The 23248-nt window shown below is 39.8% G+C and carries 18 protein-coding genes and 1 tRNA gene; 2 read left to right on the top strand and 17 right to left on the bottom strand.

From position 1 onward, the window contains the following. Positions 1–211 precede the first annotated feature (211 nt). Complete coding sequence (gshAB, locus tag HMPREF9257_RS08435) at positions 212–2491, top strand: bifunctional glutamate--cysteine ligase GshA/glutathione synthetase GshB (protein ID WP_006419059.1); 2280 nt, start codon at positions 212–214, stop codon at positions 2489–2491. Between the two features lie 101 nt (positions 2492–2592). Here the strand turns inward: gshAB and lplA are convergent, their stop codons facing one another. From lplA to HMPREF9257_RS08405, 6 genes are all read right to left on the bottom strand, one after another. Then, positions 2593–3600, bottom strand: coding sequence for a lipoate--protein ligase (lplA, locus tag HMPREF9257_RS08430; RefSeq protein ID WP_006419049.1), 1008 nt, complete (start codon positions 3598–3600; stop codon positions 2593–2595). Positions 3601–3627: 27 nt separating this feature from the next. Then, positions 3628–4710 (bottom strand): M42 family metallopeptidase, encoded by a 1083-nt coding sequence (locus HMPREF9257_RS08425; RefSeq protein WP_006419056.1) that lies wholly within the window; start codon positions 4708–4710, stop codon positions 3628–3630. A gap of 138 nt (positions 4711–4848) precedes the next feature. Continuing rightward, on the bottom strand, positions 4849–5310 hold the full coding sequence (locus tag HMPREF9257_RS08420; RefSeq protein ID WP_006419017.1) for a nitroreductase family protein: 462 nt from the start codon (positions 5308–5310) through the stop codon (positions 4849–4851). A gap of 258 nt (positions 5311–5568) precedes the next feature. Beyond that, positions 5569–6834, bottom strand: coding sequence for an ABC transporter permease (locus tag HMPREF9257_RS08415; RefSeq protein WP_006419008.1), 1266 nt, complete (start codon positions 6832–6834; stop codon positions 5569–5571). Beyond that, positions 6827–7624, bottom strand: a complete 798-nt coding sequence (locus HMPREF9257_RS08410) for an ABC transporter ATP-binding protein (RefSeq protein ID WP_006419025.1) — start codon at positions 7622–7624, stop codon at positions 6827–6829. Before HMPREF9257_RS08410 ends, HMPREF9257_RS08415 begins: the two co-directional genes overlap by 8 nt. A 702-nt stretch (positions 7625–8326) precedes the next feature. Then, positions 8327–8399 (bottom strand) — tRNA-Lys (locus tag HMPREF9257_RS08405). A gap of 123 nt (positions 8400–8522) precedes the next feature. Here HMPREF9257_RS08405 and HMPREF9257_RS08400 point away from each other — a divergent pair. After that, positions 8523–9461 (top strand): ATP-dependent 6-phosphofructokinase, encoded by a 939-nt coding sequence (locus tag HMPREF9257_RS08400; RefSeq protein ID WP_006419040.1) that lies wholly within the window; start codon positions 8523–8525, stop codon positions 9459–9461. Between the two features lie 67 nt (positions 9462–9528). Here HMPREF9257_RS08400 and HMPREF9257_RS08395 read toward each other — a convergent pair whose 3' ends face one another. The 11 genes from HMPREF9257_RS08395 to HMPREF9257_RS08345 form a co-directional block, all read right to left on the bottom strand. Beyond that, on the bottom strand, positions 9529–10356 hold the full coding sequence (locus HMPREF9257_RS08395) for an exodeoxyribonuclease III (protein ID WP_006419014.1): 828 nt from the start codon (positions 10354–10356) through the stop codon (positions 9529–9531). 224 nt (positions 10357–10580) lie between these two features. Next, the gene (locus HMPREF9257_RS08390; RefSeq protein WP_006419012.1) at positions 10581–11852 is read right to left on the bottom strand and encodes an ABC transporter substrate-binding protein; all 1272 of its coding nucleotides are present in this window, start codon (positions 11850–11852) and stop codon (positions 10581–10583) included. 23 nt (positions 11853–11875) lie between these two features. Next, complete coding sequence (locus HMPREF9257_RS08385; RefSeq protein ID WP_006419000.1) at positions 11876–12697, bottom strand: carbohydrate ABC transporter permease; 822 nt, start codon at positions 12695–12697, stop codon at positions 11876–11878. Position 12698: 1 nt separating this feature from the next. Continuing rightward, positions 12699–13601 carry a carbohydrate ABC transporter permease gene (locus tag HMPREF9257_RS08380; protein ID WP_006418995.1) on the bottom strand — a complete coding sequence of 301 codons (903 nt, stop codon included), beginning with the start codon at positions 13599–13601 and terminating at the stop codon, positions 12699–12701. Beyond that, a complete protein-coding gene (locus HMPREF9257_RS08375) occupies positions 13594–14694 on the bottom strand; it encodes an ABC transporter ATP-binding protein (protein WP_006419046.1) in 1101 nt (366 codons plus the stop codon). The genes HMPREF9257_RS08380 and HMPREF9257_RS08375 overlap by 8 nt, the downstream gene beginning before the upstream one ends. An 85-nt stretch (positions 14695–14779) precedes the next feature. After that, entirely contained in the window at positions 14780–16375 is a 1596-nt protein-coding gene (locus HMPREF9257_RS08370) for a bifunctional metallophosphatase/5'-nucleotidase (protein WP_006419035.1), read from the bottom strand. 3 nt (positions 16376–16378) lie between these two features. Then, positions 16379–17713 (bottom strand): MBL fold metallo-hydrolase, encoded by a 1335-nt coding sequence (locus HMPREF9257_RS08365; RefSeq protein WP_006419022.1) that lies wholly within the window; start codon positions 17711–17713, stop codon positions 16379–16381. A 367-nt stretch (positions 17714–18080) separates the two neighbouring features. After that, the gene (apf, locus tag HMPREF9257_RS08855) at positions 18081–19079 is read right to left on the bottom strand and encodes an aggregation-promoting factor (RefSeq protein ID WP_006418983.1); all 999 of its coding nucleotides are present in this window, start codon (positions 19077–19079) and stop codon (positions 18081–18083) included. Between the two features lie 276 nt (positions 19080–19355). After that, positions 19356–21149: an oligoendopeptidase F gene (gene pepF / locus HMPREF9257_RS08355; RefSeq protein ID WP_006419060.1), complete on the bottom strand. Its 1794-nt coding sequence runs from the start codon at positions 21147–21149 to the stop codon at positions 19356–19358. 10 nt (positions 21150–21159) lie between these two features. Then, positions 21160–22332 carry a pyridoxal phosphate-dependent aminotransferase gene (locus HMPREF9257_RS08350; protein WP_006419071.1) on the bottom strand — a complete coding sequence of 391 codons (1173 nt, stop codon included), beginning with the start codon at positions 22330–22332 and terminating at the stop codon, positions 21160–21162. Next, entirely contained in the window at positions 22332–22820 is a 489-nt protein-coding gene (locus HMPREF9257_RS08345) for an Lrp/AsnC family transcriptional regulator (RefSeq protein WP_006419015.1), read from the bottom strand. The genes HMPREF9257_RS08350 and HMPREF9257_RS08345 overlap by 1 nt, the downstream gene beginning before the upstream one ends. Between the last annotated feature and the right edge of the window lie 428 nt (positions 22821–23248).

Below are 23248 nucleotides of genomic sequence, written 5' to 3'. Positions count from 1 at the left end.
GTGCTGAGCTGTCAATCACTTTTTAGGAATTTTTTTAATTCTTTAGGTTCGATTAACTTTTCCGTTTTCAGCAACGTGTAATAATTTATCATAGGCGCCTTACCCTTGTCAATATCTTTTTTCAAATTTTTTAAGCGATATTATTTCTTTTGATTTTTTTACTTTGTATAATAGAAGGTATTACTTCACTATTATATTATGGAGGCTTATTATGACTATTTCCACTCAATGGTTTCAACCATCTGATATTCCCCAACTTTTTGAATCAACTGTCGGAATTGAGAAGGAATCCTTGCGCTTGGATAACCAAGGTAATTTCTCCCAACACACCCATGATAGTGGTGGTTTAGGTGGCCGTGACTACCATCCTTATATTCAAACTGATTTTGCCGAAGCCCAATTAGAACTAATCACTCCCCCGCTTAAACAAAATCAAGATTTGATCAATTGGTTAGCTGGGCTTCACCAAATAACGGCCGCAGCATACCCAGAAGATTTGATTTGGCCCGCTTCCCCCCCCGCTAAGCTTAACTCTGATCGCGATACTATTCCTGTAGCCAAACTTTCCAATTCTAAAGAAGTAGCTTACCGCGAACACCTAGTTCAGGTTTACGGCAAAGATGTACAACTGGTTTCTGGGATCCATTACAATTTTCAAATTAAACCACAACTGGTCCATAAGCTAGTTGGCAGTAGATTTCCTTCATTTATTCAAGCAACTAATCAAATTTATTTTGAATTAGGTCGTCGTTATTTCCGCTATCGTTGGTTACTCACTTATTTATTTGGGGTCAGCCCTTATGTTGATTCAACTTATGAAAGCAAACTATTTGGCACCCCTCCTCAAACCATCATGCGGTCAATCCGCCAGAGTCGGTATGGTTACCGCAATGCTAATTCTATTAACATTGATTATAGTTCACTTACTAGTATGATTGAATCCATTGAAAAGGCAGTGAATGATAACTTTCTTTCATTAGAAAAAGAACTCTACCGGGATGTGCGTTTTCGTGGTGGACAAAAAGTCCGCGACTTCCTTTGCCAGGGGATTAAATATCTTGAGTTTCGTAATTTTGACTTAAATCCCTTTACTCCCTATGGTATTACGAAAGACCAAATTGACTTTATTAAACTTTTCCTCATTTCACTTTTATTCTTAGAGGGCGAAACCGATGATGCATCCGTTAACTTAGGTAATCGGTTAAACCAAGCCGTCGCTGAAGCTCACCCACAAACACCTTGTCCAGACCTTGAAGAAGGTAAACTACTTTGTCAAAGCATGCGAGAAGTAGCTCAAGTACTAAAAGAAAACAGTCAAATCGATTTACTTCCTCTAGTAGAAAAAGCAGAAGCAGCCCTAGAAGATTCAAAGCTAACCCTTGCGGGTCAATTAATCAATGAGTGCCCTGATCCAGCTAACTTTTTAGCTTGGGGTTTAGAACAAGCTAGGGAATTTAAGCAGGGATATCAAAAGCGGCCCTACCATCTTCATGGCTTTGAGAATTTCGAGCTTTCTACCCAGGATGTTATCAAAGAAGCTTTAAAAGTTGGTTTGAAGCTTGAAATAGTTGATCCGATGGATAATTTAATTAAAGTAAGCCATCAAGGACATCAAGAATATATCCGTAATGGAAATATGACTGCTAAAGATTCTTTGATTTCATATTTTCTAATGGAAAACAAGGTAGCAACCAAAGATATTCTCAAAGAAGCGGGGATTTATGTCCCGCAAGGGCAACATTTTAATGAGATAGACGAGGCAAGTCATTATTATCCTTTCCTACCTGAACAAGGCTTTGTGGTTAAGCCTAAAAATACCAATTACGGCTTAGGAATCTCTATTTTTAAAACCCTTCCTAGTCAAAGCCAGTATCGCCAAGCCTTAGAAATTGCTTTCGAAGAAGATAACACCATTTTAGTCGAAAGTTTCGTACCTGGAGATGAATTACGTTTCTATGTCCAAGCAGGTGAAGTCCTTGCTGTTTGTGAGCGCCAGCCTGCCCAAGTAGTAGGTGATGGAAAACATACCATCAGCCAACTGATAGATCAAGCTAACCAACATCCTCTACGCGGACCTAAGCATTTCGCTCCAATGACCCTATTAGAAAAAGGGAAGACAGAAGCCCTCCAGTTAGAAGCAAACCAGTTAAGCTTTGAAAGCATCCCCGACAAAGACCAAGTCGTTTATTTACGAGAAAACTCCAATGTTTCTACCGGCGGTCTTTCCATTGACCGTACCGATCAAGTCTATGACGATTATAATGCTATTGCTATTCAAGCGGCTGAAGCGTTGGGTACCACCTTCTGTGGAGTCGATATTCTGATTAAAGATTATACCGCTCCGATTAAACAAACAGGAGATTATGGCGTAATTGAAGCCAACTTCAACCCCGCCATGTCCATCCACCGTTTCGTAGGCCAAGGTCAGGATCGTTATTTAGGCAGAGCAGTCTTACAAGAACTCTTTCCTGAGCTGACTTGGCCCCAGTAAGCCAACTATCATTCAAAGACATAAAAGGACCTAGTTGAAAAGAGATTTTAACTCATCTCTTTTCAACTAGGTCCTCTTTATATTTATACAATCTTTGTTAACTATTCAAAAATTAAGTTGGCCAATTCTTCCGCACTAATGTCACCTAAGTATTTATTCAAGTTGACATCTTTAAGCGCATCAATAATGGCAGCTTTTTCGAATTTTACCCCGTTTAATTTTTCTTCCACGTCTTTAATATCACCTAGACCAAAGAAGTCACCAAAAATTGTGGCATCCACAATTTCACCTTGGCTCACATTGAAACGGAAATCAACAAAACCAAATGGGAATTTATGACTCTTTTCATAATCAAAGTCAGGAGATTGGCCATAATTCCAGTCCCAGTTGCCCATCCGTTCGGCATGGATTTTCTTCACACCTTCCCAAATTTCATCGGTTAATTTGAATTCTGGCACTTGGTCACGTGACTCTACACCAAAGATTTCAAGTAAAACTAAGTCTCTGAATTCTTCAGTGGTTAAATTCTTATATTTATCATCCACAAAAGGCTTAATATTGGTCACCCGTGAACGGACAGATTTAATTCCTTTAGATTCCACTTTTTCTTTCCGTGGTTTCAAGGCATTATTTACTTCATCTAAGTCAGAGTCAAACAAGATCGTTCCATGGGCTGTCATCCGGCCATCTTTAGCATACATGGCATTCCCAGAGAATTTCTTACCGTCAATTAACAAGTCGTTACGACCTTGTAATTCTGCTCCAGTGGCACCCATTTTATGGAGGGCGTCAATTACAGGCTTGGTAAAGGATTGGAAGTCACGGAAGGACCCATCATCATCTTTAATAAAACAGAAAGAGAAATTACCCCGGTCATGGTAAACCGCGCCCCCACCAGACATCCGGCGAACCACTCGGATTCCTTTTTCTTCAATATAAGGCTGGTTGACTTCTTCAATGGTATTTTGGTTACGGCCAATAATAATTGAGGGGTCATTAATATAAAATAAAAGGATGGGTTCATCGACTAAACGGTTTTCGACCAAATAAGTTTCTAGGGCAATGTTCATCGAAGCATCGTAGACATTTTGATTATCAACAAAAATCATATACTTTCCTCTTTCTAGTTATAAGACTTAAACATTTTCTATAATGGTTTGGTAAGCCGCTTGATCGAGCTCTTCAACAATGGCTTGAACTAATTGAACGGTATACTTGAAATCATCTTCATGGATAACTGACGTATGAGAATGTAAATAACGAACCGGTACTGTAATGGCAATCGATGGAATACCATCCCGCGTTTGGTGGAATGAACCGGCATCGGTACCACCCCCTGGGATAAAGGTATATTGGAAAGGAATATTCCGTCGTTCAGCTAAGTCAGTGACAAATTCCCGTAAACCTTTATGACCAATCATAGACCCATCTTTGATAATGACTTGGGGGCCTTTGCCGAGAATCGAATCAGCTTCTTTCTCAGTCATACCTGGTGTGTCACCGGCAGTCCCTGTGTCTAAGGCAATCCCAATTTGAGGATTCACTAAGTGAGCAGCGGTTTTGGCACCACGGAGACCAATTTCTTCTTGCACGTTTGCCCCAGCAAAAATCACATTAGGATGGTCATGACTGTGAGTAAATTTTAAAACTTCCACCGCTACAGCCATCCCAATCCGGTTATCCCAAGCTTTGGCTAATAAGAATGGCGAATCTAGATTCATTCGCCGAGTTTTAATAAAAGGAGTAATCATATCCCCCGGGCGAATACCCCAGGCTTCAACTTGTTTCTTAGAAGTAGCACCCACATCAATAAAGATGTCATCCATATCAATTGGCTTCTTACGAGCTTCTGCGTTCAAAACATGGGGCGGTTTGGATCCGGTTACCCCATGGTAGACATCTCCTTTACGGGTGGTTATTTCAACTTCTTGAGCTAGGACCACTTGGCTCCACCAACCACCAATGGTGGTAAATTTAATAAAGCCTTTGTCGGTGATAGATTGAACCATAAAGCCCACTTCATCCATATGGGCCCCTAACATTAAGGTCGGACCATCCGCTTGGCCTTCATGCTTAGCATAAATAGAGCCTAAGCCATCTTGGACAAAGTCTTGACTATAGTCCGCCACTAAGTCTTTGAAAAGCTGACGCACTTGGCCTTCATTGCCGGCAATGCCTCGAACTTCGGTTAAATCAACAAGCATCTTATCAATTGTCATTTAAATCCCCCTTTTTATTTCCTAAATTGTAACAAATTAATGAAAACATTTCACCTCTAAGGACTAAGGGTCGGTCAAACCTAAATCAAAACCCTGATTTTGAATCACCCGGAGAATGCGGGCTCGTTCAGGCTTGGCTTAGGATACCTTATTCACGACGTAATGACTAAAGTTTTCAGCCCTACGATTGGAATCACGGGTATCATAATAATGGGTCATGGCCTGGTCGTAATCGCTGGTAGCAGGTAAAATATCCTTATGATAAGGGTAAGCTTTTTCACCCACTTTAAATTTTAATGATATCCGCGGCTTCAAGTCCGGCTGGTCATCTGGATAGCCGAAACCCAAACCTAAAATGGGAAAGGTCAGTTGAGGTAAGGCTAATAAATCGATGACCGCTTGGGGATCATTTAGGATTAACCCCAAAAAGACGGTTCCTAAACCGTCTGCTTCAATGGCATTCACCATATTTTGGGCGGCTAGCCTAGCGTCGACAGCCCCTTGGTTGAAGAAGTCCATCGTTTTCAACTTGGTGGCATCTTGCTCTTGGGCGGCCATAATTTGAGCATTCCGATAACAGTCTACCAAAAAGATAAACAATTCTGGTGCATCCGCGATATAAGCCTATTTACCAATTACTGCTAGAGGCGTTTTCAACTTAGGGTCCGTAATCTTAATCACGGAATAGGCCTGTAGGGCATTGGACAAGGCAGTTTGGTTCATCACCTGCAAATAAATCTGAACTTACTTGTCCGGAACTACCCGTTCTTTAAAAAATCGAATGGTGTGATGGTCCAATTGGTGTTGAGGTGTCTGATTCACACCACCGCTTCTTTCGATATAAAAATCGTTCTTTGCTTAGATACTTGTTTGATTTTTTTGATACCACCATGGTACATAAAAATAAATAAGGGCTAAATCAACCAGCAGCCAAACCGGAATAATCCACCACAAACTTGCCAGATGATCTAAATGGCTAAGGCAAAGGACCAGACTATAGGCTAGCAACTGACTTCCAAAAATTAAGAGCATAGTAATTTGAAAAGCTTGAACTTGTCTCTTTTGATGGTGGGGATAGATCCGTTGAAAAGGATGGTAGTCATAGGTATGAATCAAAGGAAGTAATTGAATGATTGTCATTAAACTACTTAGGATACCCAAACCTAGTAACAAGTAACTTGAATTCGTAAATAACAATAAAAATGCAATAAAAATCAAGATTTTCAACCAGATGGAAGCATAAGCAGAATTCCGTACAAGTAACCGCAAATATAAATAATAGAAGCGGTTAGGATAAAGCTTACTTAGGGGTTGGATTAAGTAATCCACCCAAGGTAAGCGACGAATACTTGGAGTCCGGGTAGGAACATCAGCAAAAATCGAAACCCAGCGATAAAAAGTCGCTTGCCGCTTTGCTTCCAAGGCAACCACATAATCAAATTGCATTGGGTAATAATTAATATTTTGAAAAGCCCATAAGAAATAAATAAAAGTAATGGCCACAGGTAAAATTAACATCCCTAAATCCCAAGTCTTGGGTAAAAGACAAGAGATAAACAAAATAATCGTAAATATAATAGAATAAGCTGACCGTCCTAATTGCCGACTTTGATAGGCTAAACCCAAATCAAAAGCAGATAGGTAAACCATCAAGTAGTCTGCCACTTTCATCAGCCAAACCAAGGCAATAAATAGCCAAACCGGATAATGAACCCACGGGCTAACTAACTTCAGAAATGGATAGACTAAGAAAGAGCCAAGGGCTAAGTAGATAAATGGTAAAAAGAGTGATGACATAACCCACTTAAACCAATAAGGATGCCACTTTTGACCTTGAGCAAATAAATAAGACCGGTCTGCTTGCTTAGTAAACCACATGGGGTGGCCCATCTGAAAAAGACCGCCAATCAAGCCGGTTGCCACAATAATAACTGGCAACCGTAAACTTGATGCTTGTAAAGTCTGTAAATGTCCGAGCAAATCACGGTAATAAATAGCACCAAAAGCTAAGAGAACCATGAGAATCACTGAAAAGTGATCATTAATAATCAAACGACTATACTTGCCTACCTGGTCAATAAAGTATTTAAACCGAGCTTTGCCTAATTCTTCTAGACTAGTCATGACGGTCACCTGCTTGGTTAGCTTCCTTGAGTAAGGCTTCTTTGGGCTCGAAACCACGGCCAATTTGGCCTTGGGCCATGGCAATATAAATATCATCAAGATCTGCATCCGCTAGTTCAAACTGAGCCTGCAAATCACTAAGACTACCTTGTCCGACTAGGTGGCCTTGACTAAGTAAGAGGTAACCATCACAAAAGTCAGCCGTCGTCGATAACATATGCGTGGTCAGTAAAATCCCACAGCCTTGGCTGGCCTTATCCTTTAATAATTGAATAAAATCTCGAATAGCGATTGGGTCTAAGCCAAGGAAAGGTTCATCAATAATAAATAGCTTGGCATCCGTCACCAAGGCACAAGTTATCATGACTTTCTGTTTCATCCCTTTTGAAAAATGAATGGGAAACCAATCTAAATGTTGATCTAAGCGAAACATTTTCAATAAAGGCATAGCCCGTTCCATCACGGTTTCAATGGCTAAGCCATAACCCAGTGCAGTCATCTCTAAATGTTCTTTTAGGGTCAACTCCTCATATAAAATTGGCACTTCGGGAATATAAGCAATTTGGCTAGCATAGGCTTGATGGTTTTCATTGATGGTTACCCCACCCACCGCCACCTGACCTTGTAAAGGTGGTAAAAGACCTAGAATCGTTTTCAGTAAAGTTGATTTCCCAGCACCGTTTAAACCAATCAAACCCAAAATCTGACCAGCAGCTAAGGTAAAATCAATATCTTTGATAACAGGAACACGGCGGTAGCCCGCATTTAAATTTGTGACTGTTAATAACATGTAACACCTCTTCATTTAAGCTCTCTTTTACTTAATTCTTTTAAATTATAGCATATTCTTAGATTGTAATTCTAACGATTGTTTCTTAGAGACGTCCCTTAGCTGAGTCATGCCCCCATATTTTATCGAGATAAAAGTAGAATTTGTTTAAGCATACAAGGTATAATAATATTATAAGAGTTTAACTCTTTGAAAACTTAAACAATTGGACGATGCTTAATAAATTTATCTACCTGGAAAGTAGGCGTAATCCTTGTTTTTACAAATCTACCATGGCTTTATTATGACTAATATCATGGTCTTTATTTTAATTTGTACATCTGGCATTAATCAATATATCTCGGAATTGTTATAGTTTCAACTTTTATTATTTTTCATTTTGGGTATTATCTCTTTAATAGCTTACTGAACTACATGAAAAATACATAAAGCGTGAGGCGAGGTAAATAATTCATAGTTTTAGTTAGGAGAACTCCTTGATAAAAGTTCACCGGTTCATCACAAAAAAGCGGACCCAAGTCTGGCATTCCACTGATAGATAAAAGAAGACACTTTAATAAATCAAAATCAAAGTTGGTCGTTCCTCGTTCCCTGGCCACCCTATCTTTTAAAGTATTTTATAAAGAATTAACTGGCAGATGGTATAAAAAATAACCTTTTTTGAAAATAGTCACTAAGTACTCATTCAAAAAAGGTTAGAAATGGACGTTGAGGGGTTCGAACCCGCGACCCACGGATTAAGAGTCCGTTGCTCTACCAACTGAGCTAAACGTCCGAATGCAATATTTAATTATACACCGTTTTATAAAAAAAGCAAGCGTTTTTTAAATTTTTTCCATAATTTGAAATAAGCTAAGCAAAAAGCTTATAATAAAGACTAAAGAAAGAGGGATTAAGCATGAAAAAAATCGGTATTCTTACCTCAGGTGGCGACGCACCTGGTATGAATTCTGCCATCCACACCCTAGTCAAAGGCGGCAAGCAAATAGGGATAGAAGTCCTCGGTTTCAATAAAGGTTATCAAGGGCTCATTGATTTAGACTATCAAGTCCTTGACGTCAGTAAAAGTGAAGCCTACGAATCAAGAGGCGGTACAATATTAGGAACTTCTCGCTGCTTAGATTTTCTTAAACCGGAAGTCCGCCAAGCAACCGTTGCTAAAGTCAAAGACCTTGGCTTAGATGGACTCATTGTCATCGGGGGTGAGGGTTCCTACCAGGGGGCATTAGCCTTGCATCAATTAGGTCTAAATACGATTGCGGTTCCCGGTACGATCGATAATGACATCGCCAACACAGATCAAACAATTGGTTTTTATACAGCAGTGAAGTCAGTGGTCGCTATGGTCGACCAAGTAAAAACAACGGCTGCTAGCCATGAATTTATCTTTGCCGTAGAAGTTATGGGCCGGCGAGCTCCTGACATTGCCTATTGGGCCGGCAATGCCTTAGATGTTGAAGGAATTATTTACCGCCCTGAGGATATGCACTTGGAGAAAGTCCTAAATCAAATCAAGCGCTCCCGTCAACAAGGTAAAAACTACCAAATTTTCATTGTTGCAGAAGGAATAAGTTCTGCCCAGAACTTTGTTGATTGGCTTAAACCTCATCTAGATTATAATATCCGACCCTTGAATCTTGGCCACGTTCAAAGAGGCGGCGCTCCTGCAGCCTTAGACCGATTATTAGCTAAAGGATTTGCAGAGAAAGCCTTAGCTGCCCTCACTGAAGGCAGCAGCGGTCTCAATGTAGCCATCAAAGGTCGCCATATCTTACTACAAAAACTTGAAGAAACCATCACAGCCAAAAAAGAATTAGTCCTCCCCTACTTTTTTTAGTCCTTTATTTTAAAATAATTCCCCAGTCACATCTTTTATAGAAAGAGATGACTGGGGAGTTTTTATCTTATATATCGATTTCTAATAAAATAGGCGTATGGTCTTGCCGGGTTCCTGAATCAATAATTTCTGATTGAATCACCCGGTCAACCGCGCGGTTGGAGACGAGCCAATAGTCAATTCTCCAGCCAGAATTATTAATCTTAGAGGTCTTTACACGTTGAGCCCACCATGTATAGGCCCCGGTCACATCACCATGGAGATGACGGAAGGTGTCCGTAAAGCCATGAGCCAGTAATTGGGTAAAACCAGCCCGTTCTTCATCGGTAAAACCAGCTGAATGATGATTATTCTCAGGATGGGCCAAATCAATTTCGTGGTGAGCGACATTAAAGTCACCTGTGGCGAGGACAATTTTATCTTGGTCTAAACTCGCCAAATAGGCTGCATACTGTTGATCCCAAATTTGACGATCTGCTAAGCGTTTGAGGGCATTGCCAGCATTTGGCGTATAAACTTGGGTAACATAGAAATCATCAAATTCTAAGGTAATCATCCGGCCCTCAGCATCCATGGGACTTGGTGCTTCAATTTCAGGAAAAGTCACCTTAGGTTCTAAGTCATGCTTGTACAAGAACATAGTTCCCGCATACCCCTTACGGGCTGGCTCTTCAGATGACCGCCAGACTACCATGTAGTCCTTAAAGAGGTCTGCTAGGATTTCTAAGTGTTTTTGCGTGGGGCCTTTGGCTGATAGTTTAGTTTCTTGAATTGCAATAATATCTGGGTTTAAGTTTAAGATTGTTTGCAGAACATCCCGGGATAATAAAGCGCGATTCGAGTCACTGGTTAAGGCTGCATTTAAGGAATCAATATTCCAAGAAATTAATTTCATCTACGTTTCACTCCTATTTTTCTTTCATATTTTATCCTACTTCATCCACTTATGCACTGCAAGCACTTTGCCGTAAGTAAAAGTGAAAGTTTTACTTTCCGTTTAAATTTTAAGACTTAAACCCTTTAATATAAAAAAGAAGCTGGGCAAACAGTCCAACTCCTTCTTCTCAAAAGGTCGTCACCTTTTGGCAAAAGTATATATTTATATAATTAAGGTATCAATTAAAGTCCTAAATGTCCTTTTACAAGATCTTCGATGGCTTGCATGTTTTCTTTCACATCACCATCATTAACCATGATTGTTTCTAATGCAGTTTCAATTTCAGTGAAGACTTCACTAGAACCTACATAAGGAACTTGCGCACGGCCATATTCCAATTCTTTAGAAGCAGCTTCCATTAAAGGATTTTCTTTAAGGTAGTTTTGCCATACGTCTGATTCTTCACCAGATTTAGTGATTGGTAAGTAACCGGTCTTAGCAGCCCACTCAGCAGTATTTTCAGTTGATAATAAGAAAGCCATATATTGAACGGCTGCTGCCTTTTCTTCATCTGAGGCTTGAGAGAAGACACCTAAGTCGTTACCAGCAAACAAGGTTAAAGGATCACCATCTGCAAAAGTAGGGATTTCTGCAGTTGTCACATTAATACCAGATTCTTTAATACCATCAAGTACGAAAGAAAGGCCAGCAGATGAACCGATATACAAGGCAGTTGCACCTGAAGCAAATGGGCCTGACATATAACCATCTTCACCCGCTAGACGAGCATGGTCATCTGCAATCAAGTCTTTAATGAATTGTACTGGTTCAGTTGCTTTATCAGAAGCGATATCTGTCGCTGATTTATCGTCTGCAATCCAAACAGCACCATTTTGACGAGCCATAGTTTCAACTTCCATTGAAATTGAATTTTCTAAGCCCATAGCTTGTTCTTCTTTACCCGCTTCATCTAATTTTTCACCTAAGGCTTTCACATCGTCCCAAGTTTTAGGAACTTCTACGCCTAGTTCATCTAATAAGTCTTGGTTAACATACATTACCCGAACAGATTTAGAAAAAGGTAAACCATAGACTTGATCGTCTAAGGTAACCCCTGTCATAAAGCCAGGATAAATATCATCCAATAATTCTTGTGAGAACCCATTTTCTTCGGTTAAATAATCATTTAAAGGTTCAGTTAAACCTTGATCCATGAAGTCAACCACGGTTGACGCGGTTAATTGAGACATGGTTGGTAGGTCACCAGATACTCCGGCACCCATTACTTTTTGTTGTAACGCTTTGTAGTCACCTTGGTTTTCAAGAACGACTTCTACTTTGTCTTGGGATTCATTGAATTTATCCGTTAAGGCAGTTAAAGCTTCTTCATGCGCACCATTCATTGCATGCCAGAAAGTCACTTGAGTTTTTTCTTGGGCAGATGCAAGCGGGCTGAAGCTACTTAAGGTTGAAGCAGCGACTAAGGCAGCGGCAAAAAGTTTTAATTTTTTCATTTAAATTTCTTCCTCCTAAATGTTTATCCTTTAATACCAGACCGAGAGATACCTTGAATTATATACTTTTGCAACAATAAATATACGATAACCATCGGAACTACAACCAGTGTCGAAGCGGCCATTAATAATTCAAATTGGGTGCCCGCTTCGGTGGTAAAGGCTTGTAACCCAACAGGTAACGTACGTAAATTTTTATCATTCGTGACGATTAAAGGCCACATGAATGAATTCCAAGAGCCGATGACTTTAAGAATCATCACCGCTACTACGGAAGATTTAGACAGAGGTACCAGAATTTCCCAAAGAAAACGCCAATCGCTACAACCATCGGTTTTAGCAGCATAATATAGGGCATCAGGTACACTTTCAAACGATTGTTTCAAAGTAAATACTGTAAAGACTGAAGCTAACCAAGGAATGATTAAAGCCCAATAAGTATTAATCATATCTAGCCGAGCCAAAGTCACAAAGTTAGGAATCGTCATTAATTCACCCGGCACCATCATAGTCGCTAGTAAAATTAAGAAGAGAATATCTTTTCCCCAGAATTTTAACTTAGAAAAGGCATAGGCTGCGAGGATAGAAGTAAATAATTCACCCACAGTACTCAAGACAGTAACCAAGACTGAGTTTAGAAAATAACGGAAAAATGGCGCGGCTTCAAGGGCTCTTTGGTAGTTGGACCATAGCCATTGCGAAGGCAACCAAGTTGGTGGCACTTGAATAGCTTCCCCCCCCGATTTAAGGGAGGTGGCTACCATCCAGTAGAAAGGCAGGATCATCAAGAAACCACCTAAGATTAAAAATGTATATAAAAGAATATGTTTAAACTTTTGTTTCATCCTAGTCTTGTCCTCCTCGTTTAGCAAAATATCGGTTACCCATATTTTGAATCAAGGTTAAGACTAGCACAATCAAGAATAGGATAATCCCTGAGGCAGCAGCTTGACCATATTTAAATTGGGCGTAGAATTTTTGGAAGAGGTAATAAACCATCGTTGTGGCCGACCCGGCAGGTCCTGGTCGTCCTGAGAAAAGTGCAAAGACCTCATCAAAGACCTTAAAGGAATTAATAATCCCTACAATTGACAACAAGAAAATAGTGGGCCGTAATAAGGGTAAGGTAATATTTTTAAAACGTGACCAGGTATTGGCCCCATCAACCTTAGCTGCTTGGTAATAGACATCATCAATATTACCTAAGCCTACTAAAAATAGGAGGATATTAAAACCTAAGCCCTTCCAAATGGCCATGATAATCACCGCTAACATAGCGTTCTTAGGCGAATTCAACCAGTTAATCGGATCAATACCAAGAAAACTTAACCCATAATTAATTAAGCCATATTTTGAGTGGTAGAGCCAAGACCAAACCACAGAGATGGCAACCGTCGAGGTCACAAAGGGTAAGAAATAAATTGACCGGAAGAAGCCTTGCAGCTTAGGAATTGAATTAAGCATGATAGCAATCACCATGGAAATGATGATTGAAGCCGGAACAACACCTACGACATAGAGCATGGTATTTTTGATGGCTTTAAAAAACTTAGGATCAGACAAAATGACCTTATAGTTGTCTAAGCCAACCGAGTCCATTTCACCTGTGATCATGTTGTAGTCAACATAAAATGACATAGCAATGGATTTAAAAATTGGATAGACCGTAAAAATCCCAATAAAAATCAACATCGGAAGCAAATATAGCAAGGCATGAAAACTAGACTTTAGGCTTGCTTTTTTATTCATGAGCCTGGTCAGCCTCCTCTACTTGGCTGACTGATTCTTGTAAATCAGTTATGGCGCCAGCACTGTCATTAAGACTAACAGCTTGACCTTGGGCGTCGAAGGCTTGGATATGGTCTAAGTCAGCCGTCAAATAGATTTGATCACCAGCTTGTAATTGTGTGGCATTTAAATCAGAAACGACAAAATGCTCATGGTCTGCTTGAACATGGAAGGTAATATCTTTTCCAACTTGTTCAATCCGACTAATCACCCCTTGAATCAGATGTTGGCCTACTTGGGTAAATTTAAAATGTTCAGGCCGAATTCCCAAAGTGGTCCAATTTAGACCAGCAAGACTAGCTTGAGGATTTAAGGCTGGCGAGGTCTTGGTAAAGGTATTGATGGCCGGCGACCCGATAAACTTGGCCACAAATAAGTTTTTAGGTTGGCGGTATAAAGTAACAGGGTCAGACATCTGTTGAATCTCACCCTTATCTAAGACCATAACGTGGTCTGCAATCGATAAAGCTTCTTCCTGGTCATGGGTTACGAAGACCGTCGTCACACCAGTTTCTTGTTGGATACGACGGATTTCTTCCCGCATTTCAACCCGGAGACGGGCATCTAAGTTGGATAGGGGTTCGTCCATTAATAGGATATCCGGTGACTTAGATAAGGCCCGTGAAATAGCCACCCGTTGTTGTTGGCCGCCAGATAGCTGACGTGGAAATTTATCTAATTGATCAGCAATATGAGTTAATTCAGCCATCCGTTTGGCCGTTTCAACCCGTTCTTTCTTAGGCACCTTGGCCATTTTTAAGGGGAACATAATATTATCTAACACGGTCATATGCGGATATAAGGCATAATTTTGGAAAACCAGCCCTACTTCACGTTTAACTGGGTCGAGCTTAGTAACATCTTGATCATCAAAATAAATATGACCAGATGTTGCTTCTAATAAACCTGAAATCAAATAAAGCGTGGTAGACTTCCCACAGCCACTGGGTCCTAGGAAGGAAATGAGTTCTTGACTTGGTAGGGTAAAATTAATTCTATCCAAAACTACCTTGTCATTAAAGCGCATGGTAACATCTTCAAATCTAACTTGCACGTGTGTATGCCCCTTTATTTATTTAAGTATTTTTATTATAACAGTCATTTGTAAATTTTGGGTAAATCTTCCCATTAAAATAGCTTTACATTTTTTGAGCGGGTTGGTCAGATAAACCTGCAATCCCTGTCCAAACCATATGCTGGTAGTTATGATTGATGGCTTGCCATTCTGCTTGAGAAAGTTGACTTAAAGCTTGCTTTAATAAAGTCGCGATGTCTATTTGAGAAATCTTTTTAATCTTTTCTTGTTTAAACCATTTAAAGTCGCCCCCACCGACAGCCCGGTATTGAGACACCGCTAAAACATAGGTCTTATCACGGTCAATTGGTTGCTGGGTGCTTTCATCAATAATTTCAACGACTCGTTGCCCTGATGGAGCTTGCATGTCGACCTTAGTCTGGATACCAGAATAAATATCCCAATTATAATGTTTAGGTTTCGGGTCAATATAATCTGGATTAATCCGTAACTGACCTTGGTCATCTAAAGAAAAATATTCTAAATTAAAATTCATAATGTCATAAATTTCTTGGCCGGTCATCGTCACGGTCGCAATCAAATTATAGTATGGATACGATTTAAGGAGGACTTCATTGGTGATTGGTCCTGAGAATTGAGCAAAGTAATCGTTCACTAACGCAACGCCGGAAAAGTCAGCCCCCGTTTCCTGTAATTGGATGTTGTTCAACAATTCAATATAGGGATGGCCGTAAACCCGAGCATAAAACTCATTATCCGTGACCTGATCTAAAGGTGCTTGCCCGATGACTTCATTGAGCCAGTGGGCTCCTTGTTCAAGTTCGGGTGACATGGTTTGGATTTGTTGAGGTGATTTCTCATAGCTACTGGTTGGAATCAATTCGCCTATCATATTAGTAATTTGACCGGCTTCAAAATCTACTTGAGCATGGCCAATAAATTCACCGGCATAACCTGGTTGGATGGTTAAGGTCTGAGCTACATGTTGACAAATCTGACGGTGTTGGTGTCCTGTTAAGAAGAGGTCAATCCCTTCAATTTCTTGTAGGATCTTAGCACCTTGATTTTCCCCCGTAAGTTCTTCCAGAGCTTCAAAGGTAGTTAAGTCCTTTTCATAACCGCCATGATAAGCCAAGACGAGGATATCAACTTGTGGTCTCAAGATTGCAACATACTTTTTAGATGTGGCATACGCATCCAAAAAGTCAATCCCCTCATAGTTAGCTGGCATTTCCCAGTGAGGAATATAATGGGTGGTCACCCCAATAATCCCGATTTTAATGCCGCCACGTTCAATAATGGTATAAGGTTGGCCAATAATGGGCTGACCATCACTTTGATTGACCAAATTGGAAACTAGGAAAGTTGCTTCAAGGTCTTTAAAAATATCATCCCGGTAAGCCTTGCCAAAATTAAATTCATGGTTTCCTAATAATTGAAAATCATAGCCAATTTCGTTCATCGCCCGGGCAATCACCTTGCCATCATGGTTCACTTGGCTTAGATAAGTGGCATAAGATGAACCTTGAATAAAATCCCCCAAATCTAGACTGACCACTTGGTCACCCTGGTCTAGGTAGGCTTGACGCAATGTTTGGAAGGCGGTGGTCGTGTTAAGAAGCGAGTGGTCTAAATCATCCGGCCGGTTAAGCCAATGACCATGGGTATCACTGGTAAAAAGAAAATGGATTCGTTGCATAACTTAAGCATCCTCCTTTAAGGCTTTAATTTGACTCGCAGAGTAGGTCTGGTATGGGATTGGCCGCCATACTTTCAAGCCTTGGCTGCTTAATCCTTGAGCATAAAGGTCTGGTTGTGATGAATGCCAAGGCACGGTCACCTTTGCATTGACTAAATAAGCTTGGTTTAATAAATCCTGAGGATAAGCATGTCCAGAAGAACCCATTTGATACATTTGCCAATTATGAGCTTGGAGGTCCAAAACGAAAGGTTGATAGGCTGGCATATAAGGTCCTAAAGGATAACCATTTGAATGTAGGTAGAGGCCAGCAGGTAATTCAAACATGTCTTGGTAGTGGTCATAGGTCAAATTTAAGACATAGTTTTGCGGTTTTTTTTTGATTAAGGGTAAATCGGCTAAACAGATATTGTCATACTTCAAGCCATAAATTTTCGCAAAAGATAAGGCTAACTGATAATATTTTTCATCTAAGGCGAGTTGTCGTCCTAGTTGGCTCAAGACTTGAGACAAATAGAGCAGGCGTTCCAAATTTTGTTCATAACCGTTAAAGACCACACTGGCTTGAGGATTCGCTTCCAAGAGCTGGCTAATATTTTTAAGTAGACTTAATTCGGTTTTACTTTCGATAACTTTAATTTTTTCCTGCCATGGTTCCAGGGGTACCGGAGCCTGATTGGGGTCAGGAAGGAAAGAAAATGTGGTTCCTTCAAGCAAAGCTAAATCCGCCTCAAATTGCCGAGCCGCTTGACCCCAGGCGAAGACTTTTTCAGGATGGAAACCACTGTAGCGGAAGTCCCCTGAATGGATGACTTTTAGATCGGGACTTTCAATAAAAATCGCAGCAATCCCTTTGGTATCATGATCTGAGGCTTTAAATTGAATTTTAAAAGGCCCGTGTTCAAGAACTTCATCATAAGCGACACCCTGCCAGTTCACTTGGTAATCCGGCAAAAAACCTGTTTGGGCTAAAGCTTGGTAAAAATCATAGGATTCTTGACTCGTATAAACAGGAATCTGGGGTGCTAGATGTAGAAGTGCCCCAATATGATCTAAATGCAAATGAGAAATGCAAATGATGGTTTGTTTTTGACTTGTTTCATAAGCTTCCACCGTCTTAGCTTTTAGTTGTTTTTGCGGATATAATCCATCTAGTTGGGGTAAACCTTTTCGATCAACTAAATCACTGGTCATCGCCAGATCTAAGGCTTCACTATCTGTTGTTCCTCTAATAATTCCAAAATCAGTCACAATCTGGTAATTATCTTTTTCTAAAACTACGATATTACCACCGATGGAATCAAGACCCGCAATTACTTTTACCTGGGTTTCCGTCATTTTTTTCCTCTTTTCACAAATTATAAGCGCTTATTATCCAATCTTTCTGCTTGAATTATTGTTGGTAACTTTAACTCAAGACTTAATTGTACCAAAAAGAATAAGTCTCAGGCAATGTCCGTTTCTATTGTAACTAATTTTAAGCATAATAGGAAATATTATTAAAGATTTATAAAAAGGCTCTATTGTTTCCTTTTTGTAAGTGGAACTGGGATTGTTTTATTGAGTTGGTTTTTTTCTAGACTTAAGGGCTAAGTGAGGGAAAACATCCAAACTATAAAACTAAGTATAGACAGCAAAAAAGGCTGAACCTCAGCTCAGCCTTACCTTATATTAATAGTAAAAATTAAGTCAGCTTTACAACCGCTTAATACCAACCATTAGCCATCCAGAATTGTTGGGCTGCAACCCAAGAACCATAGCGGTTCATAACATATTCATTGGCTACACGTTCTTGATTTTCAGGTGAGTAATCACCATTTAAGTAAGAAGCAGTTAATTGATAACGTCCAATATATTTTCCAGATGGATTGACTGCATTATAGTCACCATGAGATTCTTTCATAGCAATCCATTCTTTAGCTGCTGTTTCAGCATCAGAACTTGTGGTATCGGCAACTGCCGGGGATTCTTCGACAACTGGTGCTTCTTCCACAACCGGTTTTTCTTCAACTACTGGAGTTTCTTCGACAACTGGAGTTTCTTCGACAACTGGTGCTTCTTCCACAACCGGTTTTTCTTCAACTACTGGAGTTTCTTCAACTACTGGAGTTTCTTCAACTACTGGAGTTTCTTCGACAACTGGTGCTTCTTCCACAACCGGTTTTTCTTCAACTACTGGAGTTTCTTCAACTACTGGAGTTTCTTCAACTACTGGAGTTTCTTCGACAACTGGTGCTTCTTCTACCACTGCTGCTGCTTCAGTTTCAGCAGCCACTTCAACTGGCGCCACCCATTCAGCTACTTCTTGGTTTAAAGCGCCGTCTTCAATAATTTCTAGACCTGTTTCAGTATTATATTCTTTAACTTGACCATCTTCTTGTTCAATGGTTAAAGAATGTTGGCTTTGGTCAAAGGTTAGTAGGGTACCAGCTAAAATAAAATCAGGATTTTCAATACCATTGATTGAAACTAGGGTTTCTAAGTCCATATCTAAAGCTTGAGCGATTGAAGACAAGGTATCGCCCCATTGAACTTCATACTCAACTTGGCCATTCTCTAAAACGTTAGCCATGGATTGTTTAATTTCTTGTGCAGAACGACCGACCCATTCTTGGGCGTTTACAGTATTTACAGATTGTGCTACTAAATTAAAAGCAGCCGTGGATAATAAGGTCGTTGCCATAAATTTCATAGATTTTTTCATTGTTGAATTTCTCCTTTTGGGTTCAGCGAATCAACACTGAATTATTGACTTTATAAGCATAACCCAGGTCAAATTAAAATGGAAGCTTTTCAAAGGCTTTGTAAATCAGCTTTAATCTGGTTTGACTTCCCGTTATCCTTTTGCATTCTTTGTAACTCTTTTGTAACATTAACCCCCTTTTTACTAGTTTAAAGCCACAAAAAAACATCAACTTTACTTATGATTCAAGTAAAATTGATGTTTATTTTGCTTTATTGTTTAAATCAATCGGTGCTTTTAAGCTTCTAATTGGTCCAACAAACCATCAACAAATTTAATCGTAGCTTGTAGAGTTGCCTTATCCTTCATATCAACCCCAGCCTTGGCTGCCAATTCAATTGGCCCTAAAGTACCACCGGCTTTTAAAACTTCTAACCAAGCGGTCACAGCGGTTTGATCACCGGCTGCAATTTTTTGACCGATTTGAGTTCCAATAGTTAAGCCAGCTGAATAAGTATAGGAATACAAGCCCATAAAGTAATGGGGTTGCCGCATCCACGTTAATTCAGCCCCTGGGTTTACTTCTAAAGCGTCTCCCCAGAAGTTTTCTAAACTTTCACGGTAAAATTGATTCAATTTTCCTGCATTTAGAACTTGACCTGCATCCACAGCGGTATAAACCTTACGTTGAAAATCAGCTTCTAATAAGTGGGTCACCATATTATGGAAATAAGTTCGGGCAATAAATTCTCCGACCAAATCACGTTTAGCACTTTCATCAATCGGTTGATTCAAGAGGTAAGAACAGGTAATGACCTCGTTAGCCGTCGAAGGTGCTTCAACAAAATACATACTTGGCTCCGGTGTAATAGCCAAATTATTTTGATTCAAAAGCGTAAAGTGGCCTGCATGACCTAATTCATGAGCTAAAACCAAGACTTCACTTAAGGAAGCGGTCCAATTTAAGAGAATATAAGATGGGCCACCATAAACTGTTGAACAGAAACCACCTGTTGACTTAGTCTGATTCATCGGATAGTCAATCCAACGTTGGTCAAAAGCACGACCCACAATGTCTAAATAGTCTTGACCGAGAGGGGCTAGTGCCGCTTCAATAATCTTGCGACTCTCAGCATAATCAATCGTTGCGACGGGACCCTTAGCAAAAGGAATCTTGATATCAGCTAAGGAAATATCTTCCAAGTCATGTTGGGCCTTTAATAATTTAGCATAACGACGCATAACCGGAGCAAAGTCTTGGGTATAAGTATCAATGATTTGATCATAATCTTGCCGAGATACTTCTTGATCATACAGCAAATAGTCAAAAACAGAGTCAAATCCACGTAAGCTCGCCAGTTTCTTTTCGGTTTCAACTTGTTGGATATAATTCCGCGCAGCGGTATGTTGGTAATGGGCTAAGCCTTCATGGAAGGATTTCCAAGCAGCTCGTCGCACATCTTTATCAGGATGAGGTTCATAATCCTGTTCAAAGGCTGAAAAAGCATTATGGTAGGTTTGACCCTTGGCTTCAAAATCTGCGAAAAACATATCTTGAAACTTCATAGTGTTATACAATTCATAATTACTTTGAATCGAATTAGCTAAACCAGATAAGGCTTCTTCCAAATCAGGGGCTAACATATGGGCTTTTTCACGTTTAATTTGAGTCAGTACAGGTTGGTAGTCTGCCCCGCCTTCGATTTCAGCTACCGCATCCAAGTCAGCATCGGATAGTTGGGCTAATTCAGAGCTGAAGAAAGATAAGTCTTTGGCTAATTTTTCGTAGAGGATATTAAATTTACCGATGTTTTCTTCAGCAGTTTGATCTAATTTATCGACTTCATAAGCCATGCTGGCATAGTGCATGGCCCAAGAAAGTTTAATTCGAATCTGATTGTAGGCAGCTAAGGCGGATAAAATCACTTGTGGGTTTTGTAACTGCCCCTTGTATTTTTGTTTAAAATCTGAAACAGCCGCTTTTAATGCTTGCACGCCAGCTTCATAGGCAGCTTGGTCTTTAAATAAGAGGGATAGGTCCCAGGTGTATTGGGGATCTAATTCATTTCTTAAGGGTAATTTTCCTGACATAATATCTCCTTTAGTGGTTTGCTTTAAGATTGGTAATATATTTTTCGAGACGACTAATTGCTAAACGTAATTCTTTGATGGAATAGGCGTAGGAAATTCGGATGAATCCTTCACCTGACGGACCAAAAGCAGTCCCAGGCACCACAGCGACTTTCTCAGCTTCTAATAAGCCCCAAGCAAAGTCTTCCGAAGATAAACCAAATTGACTAATATTAGGGAAAATATAAAAAGCCCCTTGCGGTTCAAAACAAGGAATCCCTAAACGGTCCATTTGTTGGAGTAAAAACTTACGCCGTTGATCATAGGAGTGACGCATTTCTTCGATATCTTCATCTCCATGCTTAATGGCTTCAATCCCAGCATATTGACTCATGGTTGGCGCAGCCATAATCGCAAATTGATGAATCTTAGTCATTTGAATTAATAGATCTTCCGGGGCAGCGCAATAGCCTAACCGCCACCCAGTCATGGAATAAGCCTTTGAAAAACCAGAAATATAAACCGTCCGATCATACATTTCTGGAAAGGAAATGATGGAAGTGTGGCTTTGATCACCATAAGTTAAATCAGCATAAATTTCGTCAGTAATCACCATGAGGTCGTGTTTAACAATCACTGGTATGATAGCTTCTAGATCCTGCCGGGTCATAATGGCTCCGGTTGGATTATTCGGGAAAGACAAGACTAAGATTTTAGTCTTAGGTGTAATCACCGCTTCAAGATCTTCTGGCACCAGCTTAAAGTTATTTTTTTCCTTTAAAGGTAGCATGACTGGAACACCATCGGCTAATTGCACACAAGGAAGGTAGGAAACATAAGAAGGATCAGGGATAATCACTTCATCCCCGGCATTTAGGGTTGCACGTAAGGCTAGGTCGATTGCTTCAGACCCACCTACAGTCACTAGTACTTCATGTTGTGGATTATACTTTGCGCCATAAAAACGTTCAATTCGTTCTGCGATGGCTTCCCGTAATTTTAATAGACCCGCATTGGACGTGTAGAAGGTATAACCATTGTTTAAGGTGTCGACCCCAACTTCACGAATGTGCCAAGGCGTTTCAAAATCTGGTTCTCCAACCCCTAAGGAAATTACATTTTCCATTTGGTTAGCAATATCGAAGAATTTACGAATTCCAGAGGGTTGAATGGCTTGAATTTTTTGGTTTAAAAATCGTTTCATTATTCTTGAACCGCCATTCTCTTATCTTTGCCCTTTTCTACAAAGAAAGTACCATGATCTTTATATTTCTTTAAGATAACGTGAGTCGTGGTAGACTGAACTTCCTCAATAATAGAAAGTTTATTGGAAACAAAGCGGGCAATTTCTTTCATAGGAGCCTTTTTCAACTCCACATTGAAATCATATCCCCCTGACATTAAATATAGGGCTTGAACTTCTTCAAATTGATAAATTTTGGCTGCGATTGAGTCAAACCCCTTCCCCCTTTGAGGGTTAACCTTTACTTCAATAATGGCTTCAACATGATCGTCATCCGTCTTATCCCAGTTTACCAAGGTGTGATAACCGACAATAATATTTTCCTCTTCAAGTGCAGCAATTTCCGCTTCAACCGCTGCTTGATCCATGTCTAGCATCCGACTGAGTTCCGCGATGCTTAACCGACTATCCGTTTCAATTAACTTTAGTAATTCTTCACGATTTTCCATCAAGATCACATCCTTAATTTAATCTGTTTTTAATAGTATAGCAGAAATTTCTAAGGATTCTAGGGGATGTTTTAATTTTATTTGAATTTGTCCAAACAAATTATAGATAAGTTATTTTATGAGAAGAAAAATATAGGTTCTAAGGTAGTAAAAAACAGAAGAACTAAGAATTGTGCATTGAGACCTCTCAATACATAGGAAAACTAAAAAATGTGCATTGTATCCTGCAAATGCACAGGAAACTAAGTATTGGACATGTAAGAGTAATTTTTTCATATTTAAACATACATAAGTTTGATATAACTACCAAAGATCCTGACTGAAGCGGCTGTAGAGAAGTGACCGATTGAGCCATCTTCAAAAACATAAAACCCTTTAAAACGATGGTTGGTCCAAAACAAAAAGAACTAGGCATTAGCCCAGTCCCT

The organism is Eremococcus coleocola ACS-139-V-Col8 (genome assembly GCF_000183205.1).
GTDB classification, from domain to species: domain Bacteria; phylum Bacillota; class Bacilli; order Lactobacillales; family Aerococcaceae; genus Eremococcus; species Eremococcus coleocola.
The sequence above is the reverse complement of the archived record's forward strand: the minus strand, read 5'-3'. Positions and strand labels throughout refer to the sequence as shown.